Annotated in this window: 20 protein-coding genes; 2 read left to right on the top strand and 18 right to left on the bottom strand. The window is 39.1% G+C overall.

Translation table 11 applies throughout. The annotated features are described in order from the left end of the window. Positions 1–194 precede the first annotated feature (194 nt). The 13 genes from ACFRAK_RS13135 to ACFRAK_RS13075 form a co-directional block, all read right to left on the bottom strand. Complete coding sequence (locus ACFRAK_RS13135; RefSeq protein WP_387595488.1) at positions 195–1,550, bottom strand: sigma-54-dependent transcriptional regulator; 1,356 nt, start codon at positions 1,548–1,550, stop codon at positions 195–197. A 19-nt stretch (positions 1,551–1,569) separates the two neighbouring features. Then, positions 1,570–3,543 carry a transporter substrate-binding domain-containing protein gene (locus tag ACFRAK_RS13130; RefSeq protein WP_394571841.1) on the bottom strand — a complete coding sequence of 658 codons (1,974 nt, stop codon included), beginning with the start codon at positions 3,541–3,543 and terminating at the stop codon, positions 1,570–1,572. Between the two features lie 672 nt (positions 3,544–4,215). Further along, positions 4,216–4,827: an NAD(P)H:quinone oxidoreductase gene (gene wrbA, locus ACFRAK_RS13125; RefSeq protein ID WP_387595483.1), complete on the bottom strand. Its 612-nt coding sequence runs from the start codon at positions 4,825–4,827 to the stop codon at positions 4,216–4,218. Positions 4,828–5,035: 208 nt separating this feature from the next. Further along, positions 5,036–6,013, bottom strand: a complete 978-nt coding sequence (locus tag ACFRAK_RS13120) for a ring-cleaving dioxygenase (RefSeq protein WP_394571840.1) — start codon at positions 6,011–6,013, stop codon at positions 5,036–5,038. 18 nt (positions 6,014–6,031) lie between these two features. Continuing rightward, a complete protein-coding gene (locus ACFRAK_RS13115; RefSeq protein WP_394571839.1) occupies positions 6,032–7,000 on the bottom strand; it encodes a ring-cleaving dioxygenase in 969 nt (322 codons plus the stop codon). A 246-nt stretch (positions 7,001–7,246) separates the two neighbouring features. Continuing rightward, positions 7,247–7,645 carry a DoxX family protein gene (locus ACFRAK_RS13110; protein ID WP_387595476.1) on the bottom strand — a complete coding sequence of 133 codons (399 nt, stop codon included), beginning with the start codon at positions 7,643–7,645 and terminating at the stop codon, positions 7,247–7,249. A 59-nt stretch (positions 7,646–7,704) separates the two neighbouring features. Beyond that, a complete protein-coding gene (locus ACFRAK_RS13105) occupies positions 7,705–8,127 on the bottom strand; it encodes a MarR family winged helix-turn-helix transcriptional regulator (protein WP_394571838.1) in 423 nt (140 codons plus the stop codon). Positions 8,128–8,480: 353 nt separating this feature from the next. Beyond that, positions 8,481–8,585 carry a hypothetical protein gene (locus ACFRAK_RS13100; protein ID WP_387596054.1) on the bottom strand — a complete coding sequence of 35 codons (105 nt, stop codon included), beginning with the start codon at positions 8,583–8,585 and terminating at the stop codon, positions 8,481–8,483. Between the two features lie 38 nt (positions 8,586–8,623). Continuing rightward, positions 8,624–9,739 (bottom strand): o-succinylbenzoate synthase, encoded by a 1,116-nt coding sequence (gene menC, locus ACFRAK_RS13095; protein WP_387595470.1) that lies wholly within the window; start codon positions 9,737–9,739, stop codon positions 8,624–8,626. 107 nt (positions 9,740–9,846) lie between these two features. Beyond that, entirely contained in the window at positions 9,847–10,677 is an 831-nt protein-coding gene (locus ACFRAK_RS13090) for a GNAT family N-acetyltransferase (RefSeq protein ID WP_387595467.1), read from the bottom strand. A 149-nt stretch (positions 10,678–10,826) separates the two neighbouring features. Next, positions 10,827–12,311, bottom strand: a complete 1,485-nt coding sequence (locus ACFRAK_RS13085) for an amino acid permease (RefSeq protein WP_387595464.1) — start codon at positions 12,309–12,311, stop codon at positions 10,827–10,829. Positions 12,312–12,347: 36 nt separating this feature from the next. Beyond that, complete coding sequence (locus tag ACFRAK_RS13080; RefSeq protein WP_394571837.1) at positions 12,348–13,478, bottom strand: amidohydrolase; 1,131 nt, start codon at positions 13,476–13,478, stop codon at positions 12,348–12,350. 46 nt (positions 13,479–13,524) lie between these two features. After that, positions 13,525–14,379 carry a MurR/RpiR family transcriptional regulator gene (locus ACFRAK_RS13075; protein WP_387595459.1) on the bottom strand — a complete coding sequence of 285 codons (855 nt, stop codon included), beginning with the start codon at positions 14,377–14,379 and terminating at the stop codon, positions 13,525–13,527. 601 nt (positions 14,380–14,980) lie between these two features. Between ACFRAK_RS13075 and ACFRAK_RS13070 the strand changes: the two genes are divergently transcribed. Continuing rightward, entirely contained in the window at positions 14,981–15,397 is a 417-nt protein-coding gene (locus tag ACFRAK_RS13070; RefSeq protein WP_394571836.1) for a PaaI family thioesterase, read from the top strand. A 157-nt stretch (positions 15,398–15,554) separates the two neighbouring features. On the opposite strand, the gene ACFRAK_RS13065 is transcribed toward ACFRAK_RS13070, so the two are convergent. From ACFRAK_RS13065 to ACFRAK_RS13045, 5 genes are all read right to left on the bottom strand, one after another. Next, the gene (locus ACFRAK_RS13065) at positions 15,555–16,127 is read right to left on the bottom strand and encodes a hypothetical protein (RefSeq protein ID WP_387707638.1); all 573 of its coding nucleotides are present in this window, start codon (positions 16,125–16,127) and stop codon (positions 15,555–15,557) included. A gap of 338 nt (positions 16,128–16,465) precedes the next feature. Next, entirely contained in the window at positions 16,466–17,686 is a 1,221-nt protein-coding gene (locus tag ACFRAK_RS13060; RefSeq protein WP_260287467.1) for an MFS transporter, read from the bottom strand. A gap of 65 nt (positions 17,687–17,751) precedes the next feature. Beyond that, positions 17,752–19,374: an N-acyl-D-amino-acid deacylase family protein gene (locus tag ACFRAK_RS13055; protein ID WP_394571835.1), complete on the bottom strand. Its 1,623-nt coding sequence runs from the start codon at positions 19,372–19,374 to the stop codon at positions 17,752–17,754. A gap of 24 nt (positions 19,375–19,398) precedes the next feature. After that, on the bottom strand, positions 19,399–20,877 hold the full coding sequence (locus tag ACFRAK_RS13050; protein ID WP_394571834.1) for a M81 family metallopeptidase: 1,479 nt from the start codon (positions 20,875–20,877) through the stop codon (positions 19,399–19,401). A gap of 37 nt (positions 20,878–20,914) precedes the next feature. After that, positions 20,915–22,234, bottom strand: a complete 1,320-nt coding sequence (locus ACFRAK_RS13045; RefSeq protein ID WP_387595444.1) for a helix-turn-helix domain-containing protein — start codon at positions 22,232–22,234, stop codon at positions 20,915–20,917. 459 nt (positions 22,235–22,693) lie between these two features. Between ACFRAK_RS13045 and ACFRAK_RS13040 the strand changes: the two genes are divergently transcribed. Continuing rightward, positions 22,694–24,076: an aminotransferase-like domain-containing protein gene (locus tag ACFRAK_RS13040; protein WP_394571833.1), complete on the top strand. Its 1,383-nt coding sequence runs from the start codon at positions 22,694–22,696 to the stop codon at positions 24,074–24,076. Positions 24,077–24,156: the final 80 nt, after the last annotated feature.

The raw sequence follows: 24,156 nt of genomic DNA, 5'->3' as shown, positions 1-24,156 counted from the left end.
TGCACTGTAACTCCCAGTCCAGCACCGTAAACCATTATGGTGTAATATCTGCATTCCCTCCATTCTGCTTAATGGTTGTACTGCAATATTAATTAAGCAAGTTTCATGCCAGGTTCATCGCCTTAAAAACAGTGGATAATAAAGATATATTCAAAATAAAAAGTAGGCGAAAATTGCCGCTCGGCAATTTCCGCCTACTTTTCTTCCCGATATTTCTTCAACTTATCTCGCAATGTCCTCTCCCCGATGCCAATTGTTTGCGCCGTCCTTCTTTGATGACCGTTAAAAGCGGCAAGGTTATGAAGAATCACTCTTTTTTCGATTTCTTCAAGCGGTTCGCCGACATAGACAGGGATTAAAGTGTTGCCGAAAAATGCGCGCGAGCTTTTCTGGATATCGGAAGGTAAATCAGCTTTCTGTATATAAGATTCATTCGTAAGCGCAATGGCCCTTTCAATCACGTTCTGGAGTTCCCGAATATTTCCTGGGAAGTCATATTGCTGTAAAAGCTGCAGCGCTTCATGGGAAATTCCTTCTACAGGCTTTCCCATTCTATCACCGATTTTGGCAATGAAAAATTCCAACAACAATGGAATGTCTTCTTTTCGTTCACGTAAAGCAGGAAGGTGAATCGGAATCACATTTAATCTGTAATATAAATCTTCACGAAATCGATTTTCTTTTACTTCTTTGACCAAGTCTCTGTTTGTTGCAGCAATGATACGGACATCGATGCTGACTTCTTCCATCCCTCCAACGGGCATTACCTTTCTCTCTTGTAGAACGCGCAAAATTTTCCCTTGCAGCGCCAAATCCATCTCACCGATTTCGTCAAGAAAGATTGTTCCTCCTTCCGCCAACACAAAAAGTCCATATTTCCGCTGTGTCGCCCCTGTAAATGCTCCCTTTTCGTATCCAAATAATTCTGATTCCAACAGATGAGTCGGAATGGCGGCACAATTAATAGCCTGAAACTTTTTGTTTCTGCGCTTGCTTTGATTATGGATCGTTCTGGCGACGACTTCTTTGCCGGTTCCACTTTCCCCTTCTATGAGAATGTTAGAATCGATATCCTTCACTTTCTCGATTAGGGAGAATATTTTGCGCATTGACAAACTTTCACCGATAAGGCCGTTCACTCCTGCCACCTTATCCAATTCTTCACTCAGCCATTTCACTTTGGACTGAAGCGTATACACTTCTTCTGCTTTTTGCATCAGCACTTCCAATTCATCAATATGAAGAGGCTTTGTTGCATATGAAAACGCCCCCTTACGCATTGCTTCCACGGAAGATGGAATGGTACCATAGGCCGTCATCATGATGACGACTGTCGAGGGGGAGAGGCGCTTGATTTCTTCTAACACTTCCATCCCATTGTATTCCCCGATTTTCAAATCCAGCAAAATGATGGCGATTTCCGCTCTTTCGAGAAGTGGAAGCGCTTCACGTGGGTCTGTAAACGAATAAACATGATACTGGTCTTCCAATGCAAACGTTAGTGACTGACAAATGGTTGGTTCATCATCAATAATCATGATATCGTACATCGTCTTCACCCTTTCTGTATTAATGCCGTAAACAAATGGTCACTACTGTACCCTTTCCTGCTTCACTTCTTGTCTCAATAGTACCATCGTTTTCTTTGACAAGCTGATATGAAATAGAAAGACCAAGCCCGACTCCGTTCGGTTTCCTGGTGTAAAACGGTTCAAAGATCTTATCAATGTCTTCTTCCGAAATGCCGATGCCTTCATCCTCGATTTCAACGACAGTGAACATTTCCCGATAATATGCCCGGAAAATAAGGGTTCCCCCTATATTGGACGCCTGAATGGCATTGAGAATGACGTTCACCAGTACTTGTTTGATCTGCTGTGTATCTGCAGTTGCCTGAATGTCCCTAGCGAACTCACGAACAATACGCAGGTTTTTTTCTTTGATTTTCGGCTTTAGCAATAGCTCAATCCCTTCCATGGTCTCATTCAGCGAAAACGTGACAGGTTCTGATTTTTTAGGGCGGGAATAATCGAGCAAATCGTTAATTAATGTATTAAGTCTGGTAATTTCACTAGTGACCTGTTCGGAAAAGAATGTACGGAAATCTGCGCTTGCAAATTTTTTCGGCAGTAATTGTGTATAGGTAAGGATTGATGTTAACGGGTTTCTTATCTCATGTGCGATACCCGCCACAAGTTGTCCCAATGAACGCAAGCGATCATCCTGAGCCACTTTTCTCTCCAGCTGTTTTTGTTCCGTAATATCGAAAAAATTCAACACCGCACCTACATTTTCTCCCCCAATAGTCTGAATTGGGTACACGCTGTAAGTAATATACCTTTTTTTGCCCGCATTCGGAGACCACAGCGTTTCCTTTTGCAAGAAAACTCTCTTTCTCTCTAACGCAGCCTTAATCTCCTTTTCCGGGATGAAACTGGTAATGGGCAGATCCTGAAAAGGTTTTCTAACAACATTACCGTCCAACTCCAAATAATCCATAGCCCTGACATTGATCATTGATACAAGACCTTGCTGATTCAGTGTAATAAGCGAACTGTAGGCACTGTTTAATACTTGCTGCTGAAAATGAATGTTTTCCTCAAGTAGCAGCATCTTCTCTTCCAAGTCTTTATTCACATGCTCAATTTGCTCGGTTCGCTTAGCTACTTCTCGTTTAAGGCTGAGATTCCACCATAAGATGAGAGAAATTACAATGAAGGTAATAAAAAGACCAATTTCCAAATACAACAGCGTTTTGCGTAGTCGTTGAGTATTCGGCAGGATATATTCCCCGAACCACTTTTTCTCTATCTTTTCATACGTCCCATCTTTCTTGATTTGGGAAATTGCCTGATTGAATAGTGTCAGCAACTCTTTATTTTTTGGCATCACAGCTACAGCATAATTTGTGGTGTCAAGTGATTCACCGACAATCTTAATGAGTGATTGCTGCTCATTTTTCTGTAGAAAATATTGACCCGTAATCCGATTTCCAATGAAAGCATCCACTTTTCCGTCGATCAACGACTGAACGGCTTCTTGTTGATTATTAGTTTCCACCAATTGCAATCGATCTACTTTACTTAATAGACCGCTTGCAACATCACCTTTTTGTACAGCTACCTTCCGGCCTTTGAGATCTTCTATTTTTCGGATATACATGTTATCCTTCAACACAAAAATCCCTTGTGAACTTGTGAAATACGGAGCTGAAAAATCATAAATCTCTTCACGTTCCTGATTGTACTTCATGCCTTGAATTGCATCCACTCTACCAGAGCGCATAGCTTGTACTGCCTCGTTCCACGGCATTGGATAGTATTCGAACCTAATTCCAGTCTCGATGGAAATGGCGTTCATTATATCTACATTAAAACCGGTATAAACGCCCGAATCGCTCAAGTATTCGAAAGGTGGAAAGTTATTATCCCCTGCAACCCGTATCACTTTTTGGGCTTCCGAATGCACCGCAAAAGGAAAGAAACAGCCAAAGAAGAAAAGGAAGACGGTTATAACGGCACAGATAATATGTAACTTTCTCATCGCCTCACCCCTTTTTTCCATATATACAGTTTTGTTTCATTAATGTGTATATTTACAATGTACAAAGACTCTATTATGATAACTTTTTAAAGTATATAAGAAAAGCTAAAGTGCATTTCATAACACCATACATGGCAGAAAGTCGAATTACAATATATTTTTTTGAATAGCAAATGGATGGTAGATAATGTTCATTTATTCGAGGAATAAAGGGAATCCTATTAACTTTTTGATTTCAAGAATTTTATTCCGGTCAGAACTTGCGTAAAAGCAATTGTGTTTTCGCCGTTCGCAAACTGTTTTCTCGCTGAAACAAACATTGAAACTGACTTTTTTACAAAGAAATCGCAACGTTCGTTTAAGCGTACTTTTACGAACGGTGCGAGTATTTTCCCTATGCCCTTCGATTTAAAGGGAAATCCATATCCATTGGGGTGTAAGGGCATTTAAACTTCAATGAATATTCTTACTTTTTTGAAGCTCTCCTGGGACGAGTAAGATCACCCTTTTAGCAAACATGGCTTCGGGAAAAAAACACGAGCCCCTAAAAAAGGATATTTTTAAAGTGTAACCCTTGATACTTTTTGAATTTTATTATATTTAACATGATCTTTTATCCAAATTAAAGAGCCAATCGATAACCGATTGACTCTTTATATATTTGGAATATATTTATTGATTACCTTTTTTGACCCATTCCGCAACTGTAACTGTACGTTTAGCTTGATGTTTTACAGCATCTTTAACATCCTCAATCATCTTACCATCTTGTCCGACTGTTACACTTGTTCCATATGGATTTCCGCCTGCACCAAATAGTACCGGATCCGAATAACCAGGAGTAGCAATGATAGCACCCCAGTGCATCATAGAAGTGTATAAGGATAACAATGTAGCTTCTTGACCGCCATGTGGGTTTTGTGCAGAAGTCATCGCACTTACTACTTTATTCACTGTCTTACCGCTTGCCCAAAGCCCACCTTGGATATCGAGGAATTGTTTCATTTGTGATGGCATATTCCCAAAACGTGTTGGGACACTGAAGATAATAGCATCTGCCCATTCAAGGTCAGCTGATGTTGCGACTGGAACGTCTTTTGTTGCTTCGACAGTTGCTTTCCATACTTCATTTCCTTGTATAACAGATTCAGGAGCTAATTCTTGTACTTTTAATACTTTCACTTCAGCACCTGCTTCTTTTGCTCCTTCTTCAGCCCATTTTGCTAATTGATAATTCGTTCCACCCATACTGTAAAATACCACTGCTAATTTAACGTTTGACATATTTTCCATCTCCTTTGATTTACCAAATAATTTGTTTAAAAACCCCATAAATTACACCTTCTTTTTTAATGCAGATATCTTCTTTTTATCTGATAGTATTCCTCAGCATAGGCATAAATATTATTTGCTAGATTTTCAAAATGGATTCTTACCTTAAATAGTTTTCCACTTTTCTTCGTAAATATCTGTTTCGTTTAATATTTTCCTTTTATTCTTTGATGAATTCCTTTGTACTTCTCACTGTTTCAATTGGACGAACTAATTTTTCAATTTCTGTACGTTTAGGCTCTAAAAATGGAGGTAAAGATAATTTTTCACCAAGGGTTTCATAAGGTTCATCTCCCATGAAACCAGGACCATCTGTAGCAAACTCAAATAAAATTTGCGGTGCAACTCTTGCGTATAATGACTCAAAAAAGTGACGGTTTACATAACCGGATGTATGGAACCCAAAACTATTCATCCGTTCAATCCACTCTTCTAATACAGAGCGATCCTCTACACGTAATGCCGCATGGTGAACCGTACCAAAACCTTGCCGGGCTTCAGGAAGAATGACATTATATTCTACAATGACCGAGGCACCATTCCCGCCTTCCCCTACTTCAAATAAATGAAATGGCCCTTCTTTATCTGTCTCTTTAAATAATAGGACTTTTTCCATCATTTCTTTAAAGTAATCAAAGTCCGCAATACGGACAAAAATGGGTCCTAAACCAGTAATTGCATATTCCAGTGGAATTGGACCTTTTTGCCATGGTGTTCCAGATTCCACCCCTTTGTTGAATTCATCTGAAATCAATTGATATTGCTGATCATCAAAATCAATGAAAGAGAGGGTTTTCTTGCCAAATTGCTCTTTGATGCCAGTATGTTTGACTTCTAAACGATCAAAACGTTTTACCCAATAGTTTAATGATTCATCACTCGGTACACGGAAAGATGTTTTTGAAATCTCATTTGTACCATGTACGCCTTTAGGAATGCCGGGGAAATCAAAGAAAGTCATGTCTGTGCCTGCGCTGCCTTTATCATCTGCGAAGAATAAATGATAGGTTTGAATATCATCTTGATTTACCGTTTTTTTAACTAAACGCATACCTAAAACAAAAGTGAAAAATTCATAGTTCTTTTCTGCACTACTTGTAATAGCTGTTACATGGTGGATTCCTTTTAGACCGTTCATTATATATTCCTCCAAGATTTAATTTAAGATTAAAGGTCGCAATTTTTCTTCGATCTCTTTGCGATTTGGCTCCAAAAATGGTGGAAGTGATAGTTTTTCCCCCATTGTTTCCATTGGTTCATCTGTCGCAAATCCTGGTGTATCCGTTGACAATTCAAATAATATACCATTGGGTTCCCTGAAATATAATGCCTTGAAGTAATACCGTTCCACTTTCCCTGAATTCGATAAGCTGTATTCTTTCAAACGCTCTGCCCATTGATCATATTCTTCCTCATTCGGAACACGGAAGGCAACATGGTGAACACCTCCACGACCTAAGCGGACTCTTGGCAAATCTGGTCTTGTTTCAATATGAACCTCCGTTCCGCTGCCGCCTTCACCCGTTGCATAAATCAATATATCTGGATAATCCCCTTCAAGTGAAGGATAAGAACCGATAAATCGAAAACCCATAACTTCTGTTAAAACACCAATCGTTGGTTCTGCAATTGCGACTGTAAGGGTAACAGGTCCTAAACCAATAATGGCGTGTTCCATTGGAACGTCATCCTTTTTCCAAGGAATACCCGCTCTCACACCTTTTTCATCGTTATCGGCTACCAATATTAAGCGAGTCCCCTCGAAATCTCTGAAAGCCAATGTTTCACGATTTGCTCTTTTTTGAATATCATCATGTTCAACCCCAAATTGTTTAAAACGTTCTTTCCAAAATAACAATGATTCTGACCTTCTAACCCTTAGTGATACAGTAGAAATATCTGAAGTTCCCCTGTATGTTTGCCCAAGATGAGGAATGTCAAAGAACGTAACTTCAGTTCCTGGGGTTCCTTCCGCGTCAGCATAGAATAGGTGATAGGATTCTGTATTATCTTGGTTAACCGTTTTCTTTACCAATCTCATTCCTAAAATTTTTGTATAAAATTCATAATTTTTTTCCGCTTTTCCTGTTAATATCGATACATGATGTAGTCCTAAGAGTTCCATCTCATTTCACTCCTTTCACAATATTTGTATACCACTCAGCTGCGGTTTCAACCTCTTCAATGGTCAATTGATGTTCCCTATTTTCCCAAGGAACCTAATAAAGATTGCATTTCAACTGATTTCAATGGTGATATTAATGGATCGTTTGTTCCAGTTAACCTAGCTACCTTATTTTGCCCATTTAAAATGGCTAACACATGTCGAATATTTTATTTTAAATTTAAATAATCTTTACTTTGAGGTATTTTAGAATAAAAATGAATCCAAAGCATATTGACCCGGGCCAATCAAGGCTATACCTATAGCAACTGCAAGCAACGTTAAGTTGTATTCATATCCATTAGCTGTTGTCCATAATCCATTTGGAGCATGCACTTTTACGATAGCCATTATCATAGTTCCCGCAATCATAATTCCTGCAAGTGGCGTTAATAGACCTAAAGCAAACAAAAGTCCCCCAATAAGTTCTGCTAACCCTGCGAAAAGAGCCATGGTTACTCCTGGTTTCATGCCAATGGATTCAAACCATCCACCTGTTCCTTTCAATCCATAGCCACCGAACCAACCAAACAACTTTTGAGCACCATGCCCAATGAACAATAAACCAATTACCAAACGAATTATTAATAAACCTATATTTATCATAGTAAAATCCCCCTATTATTTTTATCTCGAATTCGAGATATCATTTCAAGAAAAACACTTTAAACTTTATTCCTTACTTTTTTCAAAAGGTTCACAAATGTCTCTGCCTCATCAGAATTTAATGAATCAAACATATCATCAACTAACTCACGATATTTCGGCATGATCTCATTCATCAGTTCATTTCCATCATCAGTTAATCTTACATGTATCATACGGCGGTCATCTGGACAGGCATTTCTGCTTAATACACCTCTTTGTTCTAGCTTATCTATAACATAGGTCATCGAACCACTTGAAATCAGTATGCAATTTCCAATTTGTTGAATTGTTTGTTTCCCTTTTTGATAAAGTACCTCTAAAACAGAAAATTCCGTAATACCAAGCTTGTTTTTTGCCATTTCTTCCTTTATTCGATCATGAATTGCTTTGGATGTTTGCATTAATATCAGAAAGTACAAATTGTTGCATTTCCTCTCCATTTACTTCACCCCCATAAAATCTCGAATTAAATTATCTTGAATATGAGATAATAATAATGCTTATATTTTTTTTTGTCAATAACCTTTTTACTTTATTGAACTAAACTTCCTGGTTCCGGTCAGGTAATTCATTCAGAAAACTGTTTAAAAGCGTCGACTATCCCACACCCAACCATATCGGCCAACTCCAATGGTCCCATTGGACGATTTTTTCCCAAAGGAAAAAAAGGAAGGTGAAAATCCTTCCTTTTTCTTTATTTATAAGAGAGTTTGGTGCGACGATTTTTATGAATACGTCAACATTTATTCGTTCAATACTTCAATTAAACTGACAGACAATATGATCTACCAGTCTAATGGCCAAAGCAGTGTGAGATATTATCCGCTGCATACAAAACTTGAACACCATGTATTTGACCTTGATGATTTGTTGCTGAAGTTGCGGGGGCATCACCCATTCTGCATGTGCTGGATTCTTGCATGTCAGCACATTTTTCTAACTTAAATGATATGTTTGACTGTGTATAGTATACTTATTGATTTTTTCACTGCTTGGTTCATAGCCGATTCCTGGCAATTCCGGAACATTGATTATTCCTTTTTCCACTGTAACTTCTGGATCAATGATATCTTCTGCCCAGTAAAGGGAGGAAGCTGCGGTATCTCCCGGAAGAGTAAAGTTTGGCAGTGAAGTGATGGCAATATTATGCGCTCTTCCAATGCCTGATTCCAGCATACCCCCACACCATAGCGGAATTTCATGTTCAAGACATAAATCATGGATTTTCTTGGATTCAGTCAAACCTCCGACACGGCCAATCTTAATATTAATGATTTTACAGCTGCCCAATTTAATAGCTTTCCTTGCATCCTCTAAGGAGTGAATGCTTTCGTCCAGGCAAATAGGTGTTTTTAACCTTGACTGTAAATCTGCATGGTCAATGATATCGTTATAGGCAAGCGGCTGTTCAATCATCATTAATTTATAGTCATCCAAGGCGGATAGCCGGTCTATATCTTGTAAGGTATAAGCTGAATTTGCATCTGCCATGAGCGGGATTTCCGGATATACCTTTCGGACCTTGTCTATTAATTCAACATCCCAGCCCGGTTTGATTTTTAGTTTAAAGCGTTTATAGCCTTCACCGAGACGTGCTTCAATCATATCCAGGGTCGAATCGATCGAGTCCTTTATTCCGATGCTTACCCCCACTTCAATTTTCTTTTTTGTTCCACCTAACACACGTGAGAGGGAAGCACCTTGTTTTTTCGCATACAGATCCCAAACAGCACCCTCTATAGCTGCTTTTGCCATATAATTACCGCGTATATGGGAGAAATATTTTTCAGAGAGTTCATCCGGATGCTTGATTTCATTTTTAAGGATAATTGGAATTAGATAATCCTCGAGTATATGCCAGTTTGTTTTTAGGGTCTCTTCATTATACAGAGGGTCGAGCATCGCAACCGATTCTGCCCAACCAGAAATTCCATCATCGCTTTTTGCTTCTACAAGGATGAAATCCCTATTGTATTCCGTCCCAAAGCTAGTTGTAAAAGGTTCAAGCAAGTCTAGTTTCAGATGCCTTAGAATAACTTGTTTAATTTTCACTTGGAAATTCTCCTTTTGTGATAAAACTGTTAAAAGACACAGTCTTACCAATTTTTTATTAAATAGGCTGACAGCAGCCTGAAACTACGTTATTAAAATCCTCCTGCTTATTTCCTTGTCAGCACATAAAACTGAACGGGAATTTCCGTCATGGAATTCTTTATAAAATCTGTTACCTCCCATCCTTGCTGAAATAAATCGGTAAATGTGTCCCTGGTTTTCATCCGCCATTCAGTGGCTGCTTGACTATTTGTGACCCTTATTGTTCTGAAGTCCTTTGGAATGGCCACAAAAGCAGTATCCCCATTTTGTTCAGGCAGCGGAAGAGTGAAGGATGGATCAGGCAATCCCTTTTCATTGGTCTCCCATTGAATAAGCGAGTTTTCTATCGCAAAGTCCAGCGGAATTCCCCGTCCACTAGAATCCGTTGTCTCCTTTTTACCAATATGCCATTCGACAAGAAAGCGGTCAGATGGAATTCCACTGTTTAAAAGATCTTCCATTTCACCATAGCAGTTTGCGATATATGTGGAACAGGCCCCACCAAGCTTGGCTATATTCAAATACCCATTAATACTTTCCAAAGGATCGTAAGTCCAGGTAATAAGGGAAAAGCCGAGCTTTAACGCTTCCTCACGTTGGGCTAACTTTAACTTTTCCCCTATTCCTTTGTTGCGAAATTGCTCATCTATTCCTAGAATATGTGAACAAAGATAGGCTGTTTGCCCATTGAATCCCGGAAAGCTATACTGAAATCCAATAAGCTTCTCCTCGCAATATGCTCCTAGAACCAAGCCACCGTTTTTTACAGCTGTGATGGTTTGGTGTGTGGGGATTGAGTCGTTTTCTCCCCAAATGTCGGATTCTAGCTTTCTTACGTCCTCTAGCTCTTCAATTCGATGAAGAGAGCGAATTGCAATTTCCTGTGTTTTCGTCATGTCCAGCCTCCTAGGAAAAGCTCAAGTGCCTTGATCACCGCAACATAAGATGAACAAATAATTTCCACTGCCGACGGCTTGTCGTTACTAGGCACTGGAGCTATCATTTATGTTTTAACAATATATTTCTACTTTTTTGACAAAAGAAATTATTCCACTTTGCTGAAATCAGCCTCTTGCATTGAAATCATTTTTGTACGCTTTACGATTTTATAACCTAGAAAAGCCAGGAAAAATAAAGGAAGCCCGATATAAGAAATTAAAATTCCATACCAGTCGATCTCAGGGCCGAAAAAAGCAGAGTAATTTTGTCCCAGGATAGCTGTAACACATAAAAATGTCGCTAATATTGGACCGAATGGGTACCATTTTGATACATAAGGCAAATCTTTCAAATCTCTTCCTTGTGCAATGTATGCCTTCCGGAATCGATAATGTGTAATCGAAATTCCTAACCAGGATAAAAAGCCGGATAATCCTGCAGCATTCAATAACCAAGTATAAATCGAGCCTTCTCCGAAAAAAGAGGTCAGGAAAGCTGCCATCCCAACGATGGTAGAAAAGTACACAGCGTTAACTGGAATGCCGCCTGAATTCACTTTTTTTAGAAACGAAGGGGCTTTGCCTTCTTTCGCCAGCACCCAAAGGACGCGAGAAGCCCCATACATGGCGGAATTGCCTGCAGAAAGAACAGAAGTAAGAATGACCACATTCATAACCGATGCAGCGATCGCAAGTCCTGCGTTTTGAAAAACTAAAGTGAAGGGACTTACCGCAATATCTTCTATATCCGAGCTTAACAAACGCGGATCATTATAGCTGATTAAAAATCCAATCACGATGATCGCCAATACATAGAACAAGAGCAGTCTCCAGAAGATTTGCTTAATGGCCTTGGGTATATTTTTTCTCGGATTTTCACTCTCGCCGGCCGCAATTCCTACTAACTCGGTGCCTTGGAAGGCAAATCCAACCACCATAAAGACACTTATAACGGATAAAAAGCCTCCTTTAAACGGTGCCTCTCCTTTGGTGATATTTTCAAAACCTACGGCATCCCCTCCCATGATTCCTACAATCATTAATAACCCCACTACTATAAAAATGATAATCGTCAAAACCTTTATAATGGCAAACCAGAATTCGGATTCTCCATATCCTTTTACCGATAAAATATTCAGGCCAAATATGAGGGCAAGAAATAATGCGCTCCAAATGATGCCTGGAACAGAAGGCAGCCAATATTTCATGATCAGGGAGGAAGCTGCCAATTCCAACGCGACTACGATTGCGTTGTTATACCAATAGTTCCATCCGATCGCAAATCCTAAAGCTGGATCGACAAACCTTGATGTATAGGTACTAAAAGAGCCTGTAATTGGAATCAGGGCGGCCATTTCGGCTAAGCTTGTCATCAGGAAGTAAACCATGATTCCGGCAATTATATAGGCAGCTACAGCTCCTCCGGGACCCGCAGTATGTATAATGGAACCGCTTGCTAAAAATAGCCCCGTTCCAATGGTTCCGCCAATTGCAATCATGGAAAGATGCCTTGGTTTGAGTTTGCGCTCCAGTTGTTTTCCATCAGTAGCTGTTTGGTCCTCGTTTTGTGATGTTTGTGCGGTATTTTCCATAAAACACCCCTTCATTAATTTTTTTAGTAAAAAATTTTATTCTCCTGCCGCCAACATTACTGTGTTAATTAAAATTTTCGTTCCATAAATTAGTGCTTGCAAATTAAACTTCATATCCGGATGATGCAGACCAGGCGTTAAATCGCAGCCTAACCCTATCATGGTTGCTGTTATATCAGGATTTTCGACTGTATAAAAATGAAAATCTTCTCCTCCTTGAGAAATGCAGACTGGAGCGACATTTTCCCTCCCAAGGATATCTCCAATGGCGGCCTCAGCCAGCTTGATGGCTTTTTCATGCAAACTCGCAGCTGGGACGAATTCTTCCGCAGACCAGGAGATGGATGTTTCAGTTTGTTGCATTGTCTGGTCAAAAGCTTTCTCTGATAAGCGGTTTAGTTCATTCATTACATCATTTGATTGAGCTCTGGCATCAATTGCAAAGACAGCTGTTTCCGGGATAACGTTTGATGCATTGTTGTTTGTTTGAAATTGAGTCATTTTGATGGAATAAGGAGTTTCGGTAACTAGATTAATCTGCTGTAATTTTTGGATAAGCAAAGCTGCTGCCTCGATGACATTTATTCCATCTTGCGGTCGGGATGCATGGGCTTGTAAACCTTTGATTGTTCCCCTTATCGTTTCGGCAGAGCCATGGACAATGACGGGGGAAGCTTTCATATAAGGAACCTCCGTACTGGGTCTTACATGTACCCCGAATAAATATGTAACATCCTCCAATGCTCCATCATTGATCATTTGAAGAGCGCCTTCTCCTTTTTCTTCCGCAGGTTGAAATATGAATCGGAGAGTGTGTTTAGGCCGGCTTCCACTGGAGGCAATGGCCAATGCTGTATATAAAACCATTGTGCTATGTGCGTCATGTCCACATGAATGATTGGCCTTCACAACTCCATCTACTTCCTGAACAAGCGCATCCATATCAGCCCTTAATGCCACAACTTTTTTTGAGATGCCTGGAATCTCGGCAATGATTCCATGATGGCTCTGAAATGTTTTTGTGGTCATTCCCGCTTTCCTAAGAGATTTTAATATATAGCAAGACGTTTTCTCCTCCTGCCAGCTTGGCTCAGCCAAAGAATGCAGGTCATGGTAGGACTTTATCAATGATTCTTGATGCTGATCAATATATTGAATCGGGTTCATAATGATGCCCCCCCTCCTTTACATGAATTTTAACTTTATTAAAGACTCATTCATTAAACACTTCATAACTTGAATATAACCTTTCTAATTTTTGCTGATGGGTATGGATCCGTTTTTCGTCTTTTTGATGTATGCCTGCAATAACCAAGTCCAATAAGCTAATGACGGAAGCGATTGAATTGGTTCCGGTTTCTGCGTTTTCTTCAGTAGTCAATGCAATATCAGCGATGCGGCCAACGGGTGACAGAAGGCGGTCTGTAACTGAAATTAAACAAACTCCTTGTTCTTTGGCACACTCAGCAACTTTTAATGTTTCATTCGCATACCTCGGAAAGGAAAAAACGACTATCACAGACTTGTCAGTGAGGTTACAAAACTTTTCATAGAAGTCACCTGTTGGTGAACATAAACTTACATTTTCCCTTAATGAACTTAGCGTATAGGAGAACCAATAGGCGGCGGCATGGGAAATGCGATGCCCTGCAATTAATATTTGGTCAGCCTGGATCAAGACATTGACTGCTTTCCATATATCCTGAACGTTCGTATGATCTAATAGATGTCTTAAAATATGAACTTCGTTTTCTATCACTTTGGTAAATGGATCTTGCTTGTCATCAAAGCGGAGAATGGAATCCTTGTTGGAAATGTCTATATGATTTTGGTGCAGCAGCTGTTTTTGAATTCTTGCCTGCATTTTACTAAACCCTTCAAATCCTAATGAATAGGAAAACCGGATGACCGTCGTTTCACTAACTTCCGCTTCCCGACCAATTTGAAATGCCGTTTTAAAGGCGGCTTCATCCAAATTTTCAATCAGGTAAGCGGCAACTTTTTTTTGACCTGCCGATAATTGGTCAAATTTTTCCTTTACTAATAATTTAAAAGGAAGATGTTCCAAAATATTACCCCTTTCCGACGAATTAAATACTTCTTATTATTAAAATAATGAAGGAAATCCTTCTTTTATTTATACACTATCACAATTTAATCAGAAAAAGAATAATATTTTTGATTTTTCCGATAATTAATTTCAATCAGATAATAGGCCATTGAGATAATAAGCAAAGGCTGTTTTCTCATACTTTGTTACTATTTACCAAGTAAAGCGGCGTGGTTGATTTCCCTCCAGATGCTCGCTTTCCGCGGGGCGGGCGGTGAGCCGCCTCGGCGTAAACGCCTGTGGGGTCTCACCTGTCCCGCTGCTCTCGCAGGAGTCTCGCACTTGCGCTCCAATCAACCTTAAATCGTTTAGTTTTTAAAAACAACAATCTTTACGAAAAGAGCTTAAGCAAAAAAACTATTAGTAGGTAGGCAAATTCGATGAAAAGCCATTTTGCCTAAAGTTTTTCTAAAAAACATTCCAGTTAATTTCAGATATCCGCTCTCTTCTTCGTATTTTTTTACTTTATTTGTAAACTCAACAACTTCATTGACATTTAACATCAAGATGTATGTTAGAATATTCTGTAGTTTCAACTTATTCAAGGGGGGGTAATTTAATGGGGAAATCACTTAAAGGGCATGAACTTTTACAAGTTTTAACAGAGGGGAAACAACCTCCGAATTGTGATCTAACATTACAGATTGAAGCAAATTATGCCCAGGATGGAATTGCGAGAGGTGTATGGAAAGTAGATGAAAAGTTTATTAACGGAATTGGCGTAGCAATGGGTGGATTTGTCACTTCTGCAGCAGATATCATGATGGCTTATGCGATATCCTCTAAATTAAATATCGGACAATCCTTCGCATCCATTGATTTACATACTACCTTTCATCGACCAGTGAGATTAGGAGACGTACAGGTTGAAGCAAAAGTAGACCGAATCGGCAAAAAAACGGCTTATGTACTCGCAGATTTATTTCAAAATGATAAAAAAGTGGCAAGCGTTGTGTCATCAGTTATGATCCTTTAAACTAGATAAAAAAGCATGTTGCACAAAAAGTCCTTCGTAACATGCTTTTTTCATTTAGACAATTCGATAAAATCAAGAACGTCCACAAGATTCACCGCTTCGCCAAATCACCTCATTGTAAATTACCATTTTGAATTTTATTAGGATAGCCCCATCATCAAACAAACCATCGCAGCACAGGGCTTTTGAGATCCATGGTGAATAGACCGTAATCAATGACGACCATTTCATCATTCTCGTTATATCCGACATTCTCTAAACGCAAATCTATTGGTATAATACCGTGCCTCAGTAATTTTAATTCCACCTTGATCAGTTTCGTATATTCCTTGATTACAAACGGCACTTTCGTGTCCACCTTTTTCATGATAATCCAGCCCGTCCCATGCTCCTTAACCGGACATAAATACTTTTTGACTTCCTCATTACAGTTATTATATATATAAGCTTCATTTGCATTGCTTATTAATCCTACTTCTGACAATGCAATTTTTAAAATATAGCCATTATTTAAATCATAGACGACCCGGTTTAAACCATGCCCAATCATTTTATACTTGAACTTTAGCGTTTTTCTGGCGGTAGATACTTTTTGGCCAGCGGTTTTATAAATTTGGAATATCCCTATTTGAGATATCCAGGACTCAATGGCTTTCATCTCTTGCTTGGACAGTATTGTACTTTTATTCGGCTGATGTATCCTTTCCTTACCATTTTTAATTGGCCACATTCCCTAAACGTCTCCTTTTTTAAAAATTTGTTACTAGGGAGATGGGTTTACTTGGATGAAAAAACAATAGAAGAATAAATGCTTGTTCTAAGTTTTTCAAGATTTCCCCCTCGTTATACGATATGCCTTTACTATAAAACGGCTTGTACTGTAGCTGAGGATATAAAAAAAAACTACAAATATTTCAATGAATGGGCGGAAAGAGATAAACCTGCTTATTTTTGAGTCTTCTTAAATAAGGCCAAAAACCCCGGGATTGGTTTTCAAGGCCAAATCCCAGGGTTTTTTCTTTCCATATTGTTTTCGTTTTTGACAGGTATACGTCACCTTTTCATCTACTATGCTAATAAGTCAACATCTTTTGGTTGCTCCATATGATGATTCTTTTTAATGGACAGCGCAGCAATTATTGAAATGGCGGAACAAGCGATCAAGAACCAAAATGCCCCATTATAGGATCCTGTAAGGGTGATGATAAAGCCCATGACAAGAGGTGATATGAAACCTGCGGCCTGTGCCCCCATATTAATTACACCCATTGCGGAACCGATAACCTTTTTAGACATGATTTTATGCGGCAAAGCAAAAGCAACTGTAAAGGCAAAGCTTTTAAAGACCATACAAAGATTCAAATAAACCATTGCAGCTACTAAGGAGGTCGATGTAAACATCAAATATAGGAATATCCCAGACATAAGCATGCCAAATGCCGCATAATATTTTTCCAAATTATTAAAAAACCTGTCAAGAAGCCATCCACTGAACAACATGGCAACTCCCGTTGAGATACCCGGTAATGCTGCATAAAAACCCATGGACAACAGATCCATTCCTCTAGCTTCCATCAAATAAGATGGAATCCAGGAGGAAAGTCCCCAATTTACTATTCCGGCAGCAAACCACATGACAGTTATTTTCCACAATCCGGAATTCATAAGCAATTCCTTCATTGGAACACTAGTGTCTTTTAATGGAGCAGTGCTTTCTTTTGGTTTAAAATATACCCAGAAAGCTATCGTTAACAATATTCCTAGCAATCCGATTACATAAAACATGTTTCTCCAGCCCATAAATAAAATCATCGGCGCAGCCACCAGCGGGGCAAGTGCCATCCCAAAGTAATTGGATGACATCAAGTAAGCAGAAGCCTTTGGCCTTTCATCCCGGGGAAAATAATCCGCTAGCCCTTTTTGGGAAGCGGAAGGATATCCTCCTTGACCGAGGCCGAAAAGAAAACGTATGACGAGTAACGAAATAAGAGACCAGGCAAAACCGGTAAATACGGTAAAAACAGACCATACAATGATTGACCATATTAAGACTTTTCTCGAACCCAGTTTATCTGTTAGCCATCCTCCTGGTATTTGCATGATGGCATAGGATAAGAAGAAGCTACTCAAGATTGCCCCGACAGCAGCAGCATCCAAATTAAATTCTTCCTTAATAGATACAACAGCCACACTCATGACCATCCGATCCAAGTAATCAACCAGATAGCCAACAAACAGCAAAAATAATATAAAGTGCTTATTTTGGGACCCTCCAATGTAACGCTTCATCTTATTCCTCCCTTTTTCTACTAATCCTTCTTTTTTCTTTCCATATGCAAATTAATCCGTATTATCTATCGATCCTGAAATGTTGCCACTTTATTTATTTTTGAACTTTGGAACCTTCTAATCACCTTCCCATATCGTGCTCCTGTGTATTCCCCATGATAAACGGTTAATTTTCCATTTATATAAACCACATGTATGCCTTCAGGCTCTAATAGCGGCTCTTCAAATGTAGCTCGATCTTTAATTTTTTCGGGATCAAATATAACAATATCTGCCTGATATCCCTCTTTAATTAACCCCCTATCCTTTAATCTCATTAGCTGCGCAGGAGCACCTGTCATTCGACGAATCGCTTGTTCAAGCGTCAAAGCTCCTTCTTCCCTAACATATTTGCCTAATACTCTCGGAAATGTCCCGTGTAATCGTGGATGCGGCTTACCACCAAAAATCCCATCAGATCCCACCATTTGCAGCGGATGACACATACTCTGCAAAACATCTTCCTCAAAGCCCCAATGAATGACCATTGCTACATTCCCTTTTTCCTCAATAAGAATATCAAATGCGGCATTTTCAGGGGATTGCTGCCTGATTTCTGAAATTTCAATCATATCCTTACCTTCTAAGCATTTATTAGAACCCGTTTGAACGGAGGTAATCATGATATTTTTCCAGCCACAATTCAAAACCCAATTTTCATAATCTGTGTTTGTTTTAAATTCATCAGAGATTCTTTTTCTGATTTCTGGAATACTCAATCGTTTCAGCGTTTCTTCCGTTCCGCCTGCATGCATCCAAGGTGGAAGTATGGCATGAAAAACGGTTGAAGCTGCTGAATATGGATATTGATCAAAGGTAATTTCAATACCTTCCTGTCTAGCGGCATTCATCTTGTCCAGTGCTTTCTTAAATTTATCCCTGTTTCCTTGGCCAATTATCTTAAAATGAGAAATATGTAATCTTACACCGGATTGTCTGGAAACATCTATGACTTCATCTAAAGCTGATAAAGAGTGATTGCTTTCATTCCGGATATGGACAACGAAACAGCCATCATATTTCGCGGTACCCTTGCATATTTCAATCAATTCTTCCTTATTGGAGAAAACATTTGGGGGATATACCAATCCTGAGGACAAGCCTACTGCTCCCATACGCATTCCTTCCTCGACCAGCAAACGCATTTTTTCCAATTCTTGTTTAGTGGCCACCCTATCTTCAAACCCCATGACCAAGGAACGAACCGCGCCATGAGGTACCAGGTAAGCTGCGTTGCCCATCATTTTTGACTTTTCTAGAAATGAAAAATATTCATCAATGCTATTCCATGGCCACTCCCCAATATCGCCATTCAGTCCACTTAATTGTTTTTTCCATAACGGCTTTGTTTTTTCTGATACAGGAGCAACAGAAATACCATCCTGGCCAAATAATTCTGTAGTCACACCCTGAAGTGCCTTTATTTTATGAACTTCTGGAACAGTGCAAAGTAAATCGGAATGAACATGAGGGTCAATAAATCCTGGTGAAACTGCCAACCCATTAGCATCTATAGTTTGCCCAGCCTGTTCGCTGCTTAAATTCCCCATTAAAGTAATTCTTCCATCCTCGATTCCAATGTCCGTTTTCGTCCAAGGGTTCCCTGTTCCATCATAAACCCTTCCATTTTTTATAATCACGTCTAGCATTTGACCACATCCTCTATATATTAGTTAGACTAATTGATGATTTAAAATAGAATCAAATGGGTAAATCGGTCTGCTTATATTCTTGTAATCAAAGGTTGATAACTTCGCACTGCTTAACCCAGGCGAGTCGACCGTTATGATTTCTTTAGCAATAGGCATGAAGGCTGCGCGAAAATGGTGAGATGATTTCAAACCAACAATACTTGATTTCTCAACATCTATTCCATGAAGAAGGAAAATTTGTTCATCAAAGGTCTGGGAATTAACAGAGCATACAATGATATCCACATTACCAACCAATAATCTTGCGCTTCTCCCCAGGTTCACCTTGCTTCCATTCCACATCGGTGAGGACTGAATAAACTTGCCATCAGATAGGCTTTTTACATAAGCTGATATTTTTAGAGGGTCACCATGTAAACGATCTGTTTTACCGCCTAATTCGACATGAATTAGGGACCCCACACCTTCTTTATGGGCCACTTTTGCTACTTCTGGATCAAAAATAAACCCAAAGCAGCTATTTGGAATGTTTGCTTCTATCATTTCCTTCAATAAAAAGGTGCCATCACCTGGTGTACCAGCACCAGGGTTATCAGAAGCTTCATTAATGATGATGGGCATTTCATTTCGGGAGAATGCATATGAAATGGCTTTCTTTGGTGACGGCAATATTGGATAAAATTCATCTTTCTTTTCAAAAATTCTAGCAGCTATATCATTTGATATTTTTTGTGCTAAAGAGGGTTCATTATTCGTAATGGTAATTACCGAAACTCCTGCGTGAGGGATATCTGAATATGGAAAGCCATGGAATAAGGTACAATCAAGGACCTCGGGATGCTTTTCCCATTCCTCGCACCATTCATTGATTTCTTTAATTGGAGAAAAGTAGGAGGTTGTAGTAGGAATTAGTAATGGTAATTTAGATAGAGCCATTTCCGGGTTAACTTTCCCTTGAATCATGCGAGCGGTTATATCAATCGCTTCTATCCCCCTTTCATAGGAATCCGTATGAGGGTAATCTATATTGCCGAGCAGTACATCTGCTTTTTCAACCATGGTTTCCGTAATATTACCATGGAGGTCCAAAGCAGCTACTATTGGTATTTTTGAACCCAAAACGCTTCTTAATTCCGATAGGATCTCTCCTTCAATATCGTCAACTCCTTCTGCTACTCCTGCTCCATGAAGAAATAGACAAATCCCATCCAATTTTCCAGAATTCATGATACTTGATATTAGTAGATTTTTTGCTTTTTGAAACGTTTCCTGTGTTATCGTTCCTGAAGGATTGGCCATGGCTGCAAAGGTTGGCACAATTTCAATCCCCAGCTCTTCTCCCCGATCGATCATCCCACCCAAATAATCCAATACACCAGTATGCCTATCGAGAAGTTCCTCTCCCTGGGTCCATTCCCATACTTTAAATAAGTCGACTGTCGTTCTTACTCGAGAAAACGTATTTGTTTCATGTGCCAACTGACCGATTGCTATTCTCATAAAAGTTCTCCTTTCTTCACTATTAATAAATAAAACCTTATCTGACTGACTCCCTGGAAAATTGGAATTCATATAGCTGCCGGGGTCTCCCTCGGTTTATGGGCTGTTCCTCACCCACGATGACAGCTAGATTCGTATTTTCAAGGGTATTCAGGATTCTCCTTGCGCTCCTTATCGTCAAACCCAGTCCGTTAGCAAGATCATTTGCTGTGATGCATCTATTGCCAAAGCACTCACAAAAGGAAAGTAATTTGTTTATGGTTGCAATACTGAGCCCAGCTGTTTTTGCTAAATTCATTAGATGTGGGTCATCACTCCGCAAGGAATATTTCAATCTCCCATCTTTTCCGACAGGCCCAAAAACCGTTCCATCCATGTCGACCACAAAGCAACTCGGTTTATTAAGCCTGGCTTTCATAAGTGCTTTACGGGCACTCACTTCCGCTTCGTTTGCTGTATATCCAAATCCTATTCCGATGGTGGTCTCTACATCGATTTTCATGGCTATCTCATCTAATAGCGGAGCTTTTTTGTATTTGTGGGTAGTCCTTTCAATGGCTCCCCGAGTAGTTATAAATCGGACTTCATCTCGTTCTGACCAGTCAAAAATAGCCTGGGCCTCTTCACAAAAATCGATAAGAAGATTTTGAAGTGCTGCTTTTTTTCGCTGTTCTCCATATTCTGATATGGGCTTTTTTAAAGAAGAAAGCAAGTTATTAAAATGCAGGATTCCAATGGCAATTTGTGTATCGCTTTGAAGTAAGGCCTTCCCCTCCAAGAGAACATTATTCAAACTAGATCGAATGGCGGACATTGTAGGGATGACCCTGAATACTAGCACCCCTAGCCCTTTTAACGATTCGTATACAGATTTAACACATGTAACGGCCACCTGAGTTTGATTATTTTTCCATAATTCATAATGAAAATGAACCAATTCATCCGCTTTGTGATCAGCTTTCAGAAACATCTTTTCTGGATATATTTCTAAATCCTCAAAACACTCTTTTACTTCTCTATTTGGCAATGTGTCTATACTAATCCTTAACGGTTCCTTGATTGGATTAAAAGAAGTTTCAGTAATGATCTTAAAAAGTGTTCGATACAAAGATGTTCCTGTTGAGGGGATAAAAACCATTGGCTTTGTAATATTTTGATTCTTTACCATTTGATAAGGAATGGTGCCTAAAAAGAATAAAACATCCGCCTCGTCGACTCTTCTTCTAATCACATCTATTGTTTCCTGTTCATGTGTATAAGGTGCAGGTAACATGGTAATGTCAGAGTACGATTGGCCGATGGTAAACACTAGTTCTACTAAATCTATAGGACCTATTACTAATACTTTTGTATTCATTTGATCCTCCACTTTTATTTTTCAAATAATACTGAATAGTAAGTTTTTATTATTGTTTATAACTTTAACTATCTAAATAATAAAAGTAAATGTCTGTTAATGGACCGAAATACGTTTTTTTTAAGCGGTCAGTTATTTATTTGATTTTTCTCCACTCCTTTTGCAATAGGGAATACTATATCGTCGTGCCTTGTCCATTATTGATCTATTATCCATATCATACGTTACTGGGCAATATTTGATAAAAAATGTCTATTTGCCGCATATCATTGTTTATCAAGACCTACATTAAAAAAATATAGATAAATTAAAGGACATAACCTATTTGTTATATCAAATAGGTTATGTCCTTTATTCTTTAAAAATCGCGCTCGATTGTGAAGAATGTCTAAAGTAATTTATGAATTTGAATTTGTTGCCATACAATTTTATAATTGTATGAAAAAAGGGATGAGGATTGTGCCTATTAATTCGTTTGAAGAATATCCAATGACATGGAAGCCGACATTAAATCGAGAAGATAGACCGATTTATCAGGCATTAGGTAAGCTATTAGAATCTGACATTAAAGAGGGACGCTTAGTTCCAGGCACAAAACTTCCACCGCAAAGAGAGTTAGCAGACTATTTGGATGTGAATCTAAGTACAATCTCAAAATCATTTAAATTAGCTGAGTTAAAAGGACTGATTAGTGCAACCATTGGCAGTGGAACTTATGTTTCATATGATGCGATTTCGAACGCATACTTGCTTTCAGAAGAAAAGCCAAAACATTTAATTGAAATGGGCGCAATGCTACCAGATCGTGTATCATACGGACCTTTACATAACCTACTGCAATCCATGTTACAAGAATCCGATTGTGCGAGATGGTTTGGGTACAGTCGGCCAGGTGATTCGATTTGGCAAAAAGATGCAGGCGTCAAATTATTAAAACATGCCGGTGTTGAAACGACTAGAGAGCATGTCTTACTGGCTAATGGCGGACAAAATGCCATCACCGCAACACTTGCAGGTCTTTGTCAGCATGGAGACCGGATAGGTGTCGATCACCATACATATCCAGGGTTAAAGACAACTGCCGCGATGCTGGGCATCCAGCTTGTCCCGATTCGGTCAGAAACTGATGAAATGAGTCCGGAAGCACTTCTGTATGCATGCAAAAACGAAAACATTAAAGGCTTATATATTATTCCGGATTACCAGAATCCGATGACGTATACAATGAGCATCGGTACTCGAAAGGCGATTGCGGAGATTGCCATAAAGTATAATTTATTTATCATTGAAGATGGAATGTATCATTTAACCCAAGACAAAGTATTGCCGGCCGTAGCGACATATGCACCTGAGCATTCGATTTATATAGCGAGTTTATCGAAATCGATGGCACCTGGACTCCGCCTTGCTTATGTGGCAGTTCCTTTCAAATTCCTGGATTCTACTCGAAAAGCTCTTTATAACTTAAATATTTCCGTATCGCCACTACTTGCGGAGTTAACAGCACGAGCAATTGTATCGAGTCAGCTTGAAAACATTGTTGCACTTCATAAAGAGGAAACTAAAGCTCGCAATCAATTGGTCAATCATTATTTAGATAAGGAAGATTGTTTAGGCGGAGAAACAGGGATTTTTCGCTGGTTACATCTGCCGAACCATTATACAGGGGACCAATTTGAACAAATAGCTGCAGCACAAGGTGTACAAGTTTATAGTGGAGGGCGATTTGCGGTAGGTAATGTCGCACCGGCAAATGCCGTGCGTTTGGGGATTTGTGCGCCAGAAACGAAAGAGGAACTTGAAAAAGCGCTTATTATACTTAAAAAAATAATTGAAACGTGAAAGGAATATTGTTTGCCATACAATTATAATATTGTATGGTTTTTTATGTACGTGTTATGATAATTCAAATTTAGCGGCAG

Source organism: Peribacillus sp. NPDC056705, assembly GCF_043656335.1.
The sequence above is the reverse complement of the archived record's forward strand: the minus strand, read 5'-3'. Positions and strand labels throughout refer to the sequence as shown.

Excerpts from the sequence above, each read along its gene's own strand:
- ACFRAK_RS13135 (WP_387595488.1), bottom strand. The coding sequence starts at position 1,550 with ATGTACGATATCATGATTATTGATGATGAACCAACCATTTGTCAGTCA.
- ACFRAK_RS13130 (WP_394571841.1), bottom strand. The coding sequence starts at position 3,543 with ATGAGAAAGTTACATATTATCTGTGCCGTTATAACCGTCTTCCTTTTC.
- wrbA (WP_387595483.1), bottom strand. The coding sequence starts at position 4,827 with ATGTCAAACGTTAAATTAGCAGTGGTATTTTACAGTATGGGTGGAACG.
- ACFRAK_RS13120 (WP_394571840.1), bottom strand. The coding sequence starts at position 6,013 with ATGAACGGTCTAAAAGGAATCCACCATGTAACAGCTATTACAAGTAGT.
- ACFRAK_RS13115 (WP_394571839.1), bottom strand. The coding sequence starts at position 7,000 with ATGGAACTCTTAGGACTACATCATGTATCGATATTAACAGGAAAAGCG.
- ACFRAK_RS13110 (WP_387595476.1), bottom strand. The coding sequence starts at position 7,645 with ATGATAAATATAGGTTTATTAATAATTCGTTTGGTAATTGGTTTATTG.
- ACFRAK_RS13105 (WP_394571838.1), bottom strand. The coding sequence starts at position 8,127 with ATGGAGAGGAAATGCAACAATTTGTACTTTCTGATATTAATGCAAACA.
- ACFRAK_RS13100 (WP_387596054.1), bottom strand. The coding sequence starts at position 8,585 with ATGGGTGATGCCCCCGCAACTTCAGCAACAAATCATCAAGGTCAAATA.
- ACFRAK_RS13090 (WP_387595467.1), bottom strand. The coding sequence starts at position 10,677 with ATGACGAAAACACAGGAAATTGCAATTCGCTCTCTTCATCGAATTGAA.
- ACFRAK_RS13085 (WP_387595464.1), bottom strand. The coding sequence starts at position 12,311 with ATGGAAAATACCGCACAAACATCACAAAACGAGGACCAAACAGCTACT.
- ACFRAK_RS13080 (WP_394571837.1), bottom strand. The coding sequence starts at position 13,478 with ATGAACCCGATTCAATATATTGATCAGCATCAAGAATCATTGATAAAG.
- ACFRAK_RS13070 (WP_394571836.1), top strand. The coding sequence starts at position 14,981 with ATGGGGAAATCACTTAAAGGGCATGAACTTTTACAAGTTTTAACAGAG.
- ACFRAK_RS13065 (WP_387707638.1), bottom strand. The coding sequence starts at position 16,127 with ATGTGGCCAATTAAAAATGGTAAGGAAAGGATACATCAGCCGAATAAA.
- ACFRAK_RS13060 (WP_260287467.1), bottom strand. The coding sequence starts at position 17,686 with ATGAAGCGTTACATTGGAGGGTCCCAAAATAAGCACTTTATATTATTT.
- ACFRAK_RS13055 (WP_394571835.1), bottom strand. The coding sequence starts at position 19,374 with ATGCTAGACGTGATTATAAAAAATGGAAGGGTTTATGATGGAACAGGG.
- ACFRAK_RS13050 (WP_394571834.1), bottom strand. The coding sequence starts at position 20,877 with ATGAGAATAGCAATCGGTCAGTTGGCACATGAAACAAATACGTTTTCT.
- ACFRAK_RS13045 (WP_387595444.1), bottom strand. The coding sequence starts at position 22,234 with ATGAATACAAAAGTATTAGTAATAGGTCCTATAGATTTAGTAGAACTA.